Here is a 6605-nt window from a genome sequence, read left to right on the forward strand (position 1 = left end):
ATTAACCAAGGCGCAGATCAGGCCAGAATAAGTTTAAGACCCACAACAACCAATAAAAGTGCAAATATTTTCTTCAGTACAGGCGTCGGCCAGGTGCTGGCCGCTTTGACCCCCACAGGCGCAACCAACATTGAGGAAGCAATAATACCCAGCAAAGCCGGCAGATAGACATATCCCAAAGTACCACTTGGCATATCAGGGGCATTCCAGCCTGCGATAACATACCCTAAACTGCCCCAAAGGGCGATAATAAGGCCGGTAGCCGATGAAAAACCCACCGCCTGACGCATCTGCAACCCACACCAAGTGAGGAAAGGCACCAAGAGCACCCCACCGCCTATCCCCATCAAGGCGGCAATAATGGCAATCATCGCCGAGACGATAAGCAACACGGGAAATGGCGGCAAGCCCTCTTTCGCTGATGGACGGAAAGGAAATGCCATCTGGGCGGCCATTAGAATAACAAACACCGCAAAGGCACGGCGCAGATCATCGGCCGGGATCAACTCGGCAATAAAACCCGAACACAAGGCCCCCAGTGCCAGCCCCGGCAACATGGATTTAAACAGCGGCCAAGGAATATTGCCGCGGCTGTGGTGGGCGCGGGCGGATGAAAAAGAGGTCAAAATAATGGCCGCCAACGAAGTAGCAATGGCGACATGGGGCAACTGCGCGGCAGGAACCCCCACCTTGGGTAAAATATACAGCAGCGCCGGCACCACGATAAGACCGCCGCCTATCCCCAACAAACCGGCCATAAAGCCGACAAAAGCGCCCAACGCCAGACAAACACCAAATACCCAGAGAAATGCGTCCACAGAGGTTCCTTAATTCTTGTTGTTATTCCATACCCGGCATGGCAGGTTCAATTGAGAATGGCTGCCAGTTCTCTTTGCCCCAAATAATCGTGCACCAGTTGCCGCACTTCGTTGCCGCTTTTGAGTGTCAATGCCTCGGCCAATAACTGCTCGAGTTCATCGCTGCGCACTCGCCGCAGCAGATAATTTATTCTGGCCAAGCTCCCCTGGTTCATACTCAAGCGGTTGTAGCCCATAGCAACCAGCAGCAAGGCACCACCGGGTTCACCGGCTAACTCGCCACAGACACTGGCACCGAGGCCATATAGACGGCAGGTCTCCCGCGCCTGTTTCAGCGAACGCAATATCCCCGGATGATAACTGTCAAACAGGGCGCTGACCCTGGGGTTGTTGCGATCCACCGCCAACAGATATTGGGTCAAATCGTTGCTGCCGACCGAAACAAAATCGACCCGCTTGGCAACTTCATCCAGTTGAAACAGCAGCGCCGGCACCTCCAGCATAATGCCCACCTTGGGTCTTTTCAGCTCAGGATTCACATCCGACTTAAGCTCGGAATAAGCCTGTTCGATATATTCAAGCGATTGATCTATCTCATCGAGATTACTGACCATGGGCAGCAGAATATGCAGCTGCTCGCCGCTGCCGCTGGCCTGGAGCATGGCGCGAATTTGCACCAGAAACAGCTCTGGATGGTCCAGCGACAAACGAATGCCACGCCAGCCCAAAAATGGGTTTTCCTCCTTGATGGGGAAATAAGGCAAGGGTTTGTCTCCGCCCACATCCAGGGTGCGCATCACCACGGGGCGCCCCGATGCCGCCTCCAACACCTGGCGATACACCTTGACCTGCTCAGACTCGCTGGGAAAACGCTGCTGCAACATGAAAGGGATTTCGGTGCGATATAGCCCAATACCATCGGCGCCTTCGGCAATTTCCGAGGCCAAACCACTGAGTAAGCCGGCATTCATGTATAGATGAATACGTTTGCCATCGACCGTCTCGGCCGGCAGGTTCAGTTCTCTGGCGTATTGCCGCTGTAACGCTCTCTCGGCGGACAACAAACTGCGGTACTCACCGACCACGGCCGGAGACGGCGACACCATCAGCTGACCGCGGGTGGCATTGAGCACCAAAAGCTTCTTGTCGATATCGGCAGCCAAAACCTGGTCGACCCCTGTGATAGCCGGCACACCCAGCGCCCGGGCCAGAATAGCAGCATGGGAGTTGACCCCGCCAAGTTCTGTCACTATCCCGGCCAACTTTTGCCGCGGAAACTCGGCCAGCAAGGTGGTATCAGCTTCACGGGTCACCAGAATAACCGGCTTATCGGCATTGAGCTCCAACCGTTCCGGCTCAATCAACTGGCGCAGCACCTTCTGCCCCAAGTCACGGATATCGCTGGCCCGCTCCTTGAGATAGGGGTCTTCCATCGCCATAAACTGGGTGATGTAACGCAAAGACACGCGGCTGACCGCCGACTCGGCGCACCAACCCGCAAGCACTTCATCGCGATATTCGCCCCCAAGGCTGGCCTCTTCCAGCAAGAGCTGCAGCGCCGAGAAGATAGACACCACCTCTTCATCCTGCTCGCGGTCAAAACGCTGTGCCAGGGTGCTCAGAGTGTTACGGCAACGCTCGATTGCCGCCTTGAGGCGTTCAAGCTCATTGGGGATATCTGTTGCGGTTTGATCCGGCTGCTCCAGGGATATCTGACCACCCAGCACCAAAGCATGGGCAATGGCGATACCATTGGAAGCCGGTGTGCCCTGAAACAGGATTTGCAGCTGATCTTCCTTGACGCTGGCCTTTTGTTTGAGGCCGCGAATAGCCATGGCCAACTGCGCCGCCAGCGTCATAAGAAAGGCTTCTTCCCCTTCGCTGAACTGACGGGCACTGGGCTGCTGCACCACTATGACGCCAAGCAACTGTTTCTGATAGATAATAGGCGCGGCGAGAAAAGCTCGATATTCCTCTTCAGCCACTTCGGGAAAGAGTTTGAATCTGGGATGTGCTCTGGCATCGGCAAGGTTGATGGCTTCTTCACGCTCAGCAACCAAGCCCACCAGACCTTCGGTCAACGGCATGCGAACCTGGCCAACGGCACTGGGCTTAAGACCATCAGTGGCCGAGAGGACCAACTCATTTTTATCCAGAATATAGATAGAACAACACTGAGTGCTCATGGCGGCCTTTATCTGGCCGACCAATAGCTCAAGGGCAGCCTCAAGATCCCTTGCGGCCGCAACTGCCTGAGTAATATCCCTGAGCGTGTTTAACACCTGTTCCCCCTTTCGATATCAAACCTCAGCCTGCTGCTCTTTGTCGTCCCCTTCGGCGTGAAGGCTCCCGGGTCTGCAATGCCAGAGCCGTGGTGGCGAACTCTTTCATCACTTTCCGGTAGACGTCACGTTTAAAAGATACGACCTGACGCACAGGGTACCAATAACTGACCCAGCGCCAGTCATCGAATTCAGGATGGCCGGACGAATTCAAGTTAACGGCACTATCCTGACTCTTGAGCTGCAGCAAAAACCATTTCTGCTTTTGACCGATACAGACAGGCTTGCTGTCTTGGCGCACCAAACGCTTTGGCAATCTGTATCGCAACCAGGAGCGGGTGGATGTTAATATCTGCACATGTTCCGGCCTGAGCCCGACTTCTTCATACAGCTCTCGATACATGGCATCTTCGGCGGATTCACCGTCATCCAATCCCCCTTGGGGAAACTGCCAGGAGTGCTGACCAAAACGCCTGGCCCACATTACTTGGCCAAATCTGTTACAGATAATGATGCCCACATTTGCGCGAAAACCGTCGCTGTCAATCACATGGACTCCGAAAAAGCGATAAATTTCAATGATTCGATTGTTTCACAATCCCACGTCGGCAGCAATTCTCTATTTACGGCTTTTTCTTTGGATAATCAAATAAGCTTTTCCACTTTATCAACAATTAACCATCTCTGCTTGAGTGGATATCCACAAAAACTGTGGATATCTCTGTTTGAAACTCGGCTGAACTTCTGGAAACGCTGCTTTTTACAACCTTCCCCTCCTAATTGACAAAGACACAAACCCAACAAAAACACTTAAAATACATAATGATACAAAGCACAAAAACGAATACAACCACAACCAAACCACCAATAGTACACTTTTTAACCCACACTCGATCAGAAGCAATTTCTCGGCAATGTCACAAAACTTTATTCACACCCTACGGACAAAAACTCGACTTTCAAGCTGAAAAACAGCGTCAAAACCCGGTTGACACCGACCATTATTTGTTTTAATGCGGCCATAATTGTTCAGTTATCCCAAAATGCTGTGGATAAGTTTGTTGGCAACACAGGGGAAATCGGCGAGTAACTCAGGAAATCCATTCCCCTATAGTTGAAGATGAAAACTTTAGTCAATAAAAACATAATGATAGAAAAATTAATTTTGGGGATGACTTCACCCGACATCGCAATGACCATTTTTTGCACAAACTTGTTATCCAATCCCGCTCAGGTAAAATCAACGCCATGAAAACCAATATCTTGCCGCCAAGCTCCTTGGCACAACTGCTAAAGCGCGCCGACGATATCGCCGGGCTGACTCTGGGACAGCTCGCCGAATCTTTAGGGGTAGCCGTGCCCAAAGACTTTCGCCGTGATAAAGGCTGGACCGGACAACTACTGGAGCTGGCATTGGGAGCGACCGCAGGCTCCAAGCCCGAACAGGACTTTCTGCACCTTGGGGTAGAACTGAAGAGCATTCCAATAGATGAACGCGGTATGCCGCTGGAAACCACCTATGTCTGTGTCGCGCCGCTAACCAATATTTCAGGACTGCGCTGGGAGCAGAGTCTGGTGTATCACAAATTGCAGCGGGTACTGTGGATCCCGGTTCAGGGGGACAGAGATCTTCCCCCGGGTGTCCGACGTATCGGCTCGCCGCTTTTATGGGAACCAAGCGTCGAGGAAGACAGGCTATTGCGCCAGGATTGGGAAGAAATCATGGAGCTTATCAGCATGGGCAAGGTCAGCAAGATCACGGCCAGGCACGGTGAAGTATTACAGTTAAGGCCAAAGGCGGCCAACAGTAAGGTGTTAACCGAGAGTATTGCCGAGGATGGCAGTATCCAGATGACCAACCCCAGGGGCTTTTATCTCAAAACTCAGTTCACAAAAGGGTTACTTGAGCGCTTTTTTGGCTGATATCGCCTCTAATCGGCACTTGCCTTGATTAAGATCACAATTACCACTGGAAATCAGAGGGGTATATTCTATAAACTAGCGCATCCTGAGAAGGCCCGTTAATTTAGGATAGAAGTTACCCCGTGAGAGCGCGTCGCCAGGCCAAAAAGCTTCTGTTTGCCATAATGGCATGGACAGTAGCTATGGCAGCTTTTGTATTTTTTCGCTATGCCCAAACCACTGAGCTACCTCAGTGGGCTGTCGGCTCGGCGGATCTCGCGACGCTGGCCGCCTACATGGGAATTATTTTCGGTAGCTTGCACTGGATGTCAAACCTGATAGCCGACTTCAGTGCCATCAATCGCCTGCCCTATGTCTTCTCCGTCATTTTTAAAGGGCTGTTTCTGCTCTTGGGTGCCACCACTTTGGCTTATATGACCCAGTACCTGAATATGTGGGCCATAGAGAACCATATGGCAACCTTGAGGCAGATGCTGACAGTGCATATCCTCTATAGTCCCTCATTCCAGGCGTTAATTATTTATCTGGTGGTAGTCAGGGTCGGGCTCGCCTTTATTGAACAGATGGGACTACTGGTAGGCCCCAGGATCCTGTTAAACATAGGTCTGGGTAAGTATCACAAGCCCAGATATGAACAGCGGCTATTTCTCTATCTCGATATGGTAGCTTCCACTACCCATGCCGAATCTCTGGGGGATTACCGCTTTGCCCGGCTGATACAGGACAGTTTCAGCTTGCTTTCCGATACAGTCACCAACAATGATGCCGAGATCTATCGTTACATGGGTGATGCCGTGCTCATCCATTGGCCGCTGGAAGACGGCATCATTAACGACAGATGTATGAATATCTACTTTGAATTCAGCCAGCAGCTCAATTGGCAGCGACGCTATTTTGAAGAACACTATGGTTTTGTCCCCAAATTCAAGGCGGCGGCTCACTGTGGCCAAGTGGTTGCAGCTGTGGTCGGGGTGCAAAAACAAGAGATCAGCTTCTTCAGCGACGTGCTCAACACCCTAGCGCGACTACAGGATCAGTGTAACCCCTTAGGACAAAGGATGCTGCTCTCCGGCGCGCTGGTAGCTAGGCTGGAAAATGATGACAGCGAGTATCAGCTCACCAATTTAGGACCGGTCAAGTTAAAGGGTAAACAACACTCCATTGAAGTGTTCGGGGTTAAACCAAAACAAGGCAATCAGTCATAAAAAACAGCCTATTAAGGGCTAAATTTTAAGTGGCAACGCCCTTTCAGTAGGTACAGAAGCACATCCAGCAAACAGCATAGACACACAAAAAATCAATAACAGTTTAAATTTCATTCTACACCTCACAAGACAACTAATTGGTAGTGTTCATAAATCTGTGTCATTTGAGTAATATACACCCAAAAGGATATTCAAATGACCAAACCTACATTTGACATGGAAGCCGCCATTGAAGCTCTGCGTGCAGGTAAAGACCTGACCGGCAAAGATGGTATTCTCACACCACTCATTAAACAGCTTACTGAAGCGGCCCTCAATGTTGAGCTCGACCAACATCTTGAAGATAAGCAGCCTGGTAATCGCAGAAATGGCAAGAC

Annotated in this window: 5 protein-coding genes and 1 pseudogene; 3 read left to right on the plus strand and 3 right to left on the minus strand. The window is 51.2% G+C overall.

Annotated elements, in window-relative coordinates:
• Positions 1 to 17: 17 nt before the first annotated feature.
• From ACMHXH_RS01055 to rppH, 3 genes are read right to left on the minus strand one after another with little or no spacing between them, the layout of a single operon-like run.
• Positions 18 to 818, minus strand: coding sequence for a sulfite exporter TauE/SafE family protein (locus ACMHXH_RS01055; protein ID WP_039034195.1), 801 nt, complete (start codon positions 816 to 818; stop codon positions 18 to 20).
• Positions 819 to 865: 47 nt separating this feature from the next.
• Complete coding sequence (gene ptsP / locus ACMHXH_RS01060; RefSeq protein ID WP_039034194.1) at positions 866 to 3100, minus strand: phosphoenolpyruvate--protein phosphotransferase; 2235 nt, start codon at positions 3098 to 3100, stop codon at positions 866 to 868.
• Between the two features lie 25 nt (positions 3101 to 3125).
• Complete coding sequence (gene rppH / locus ACMHXH_RS01065; protein WP_025010542.1) at positions 3126 to 3650, minus strand: RNA pyrophosphohydrolase; 525 nt, start codon at positions 3648 to 3650, stop codon at positions 3126 to 3128.
• Between the two features lie 698 nt (positions 3651 to 4348).
• Between rppH and mutH the strand changes: the two genes are divergently transcribed.
• From mutH to ACMHXH_RS01080, 3 genes and pseudogenes are all read left to right on the plus strand, one after another.
• Positions 4349 to 5023 carry a DNA mismatch repair endonuclease MutH gene (gene mutH / locus ACMHXH_RS01070; RefSeq protein WP_039034193.1) on the plus strand — a complete coding sequence of 225 codons (675 nt, stop codon included), beginning with the start codon at positions 4349 to 4351 and terminating at the stop codon, positions 5021 to 5023.
• Positions 5024 to 5145: 122 nt separating this feature from the next.
• Entirely contained in the window at positions 5146 to 6228 is a 1083-nt protein-coding gene (locus ACMHXH_RS01075; RefSeq protein WP_039034192.1) for an adenylate/guanylate cyclase domain-containing protein, read from the plus strand.
• 195 nt (positions 6229 to 6423) lie between these two features.
• Positions 6424 to 6605, plus strand: a pseudogene (locus ACMHXH_RS01080) (IS256 family transposase); the annotation flags it as partial.

This window comes from Shewanella sp. BJSY2023SW001 (assembly GCF_047314685.1).
Taxonomy (GTDB): domain Bacteria; phylum Pseudomonadota; class Gammaproteobacteria; order Enterobacterales; family Shewanellaceae; genus Shewanella; species Shewanella indica.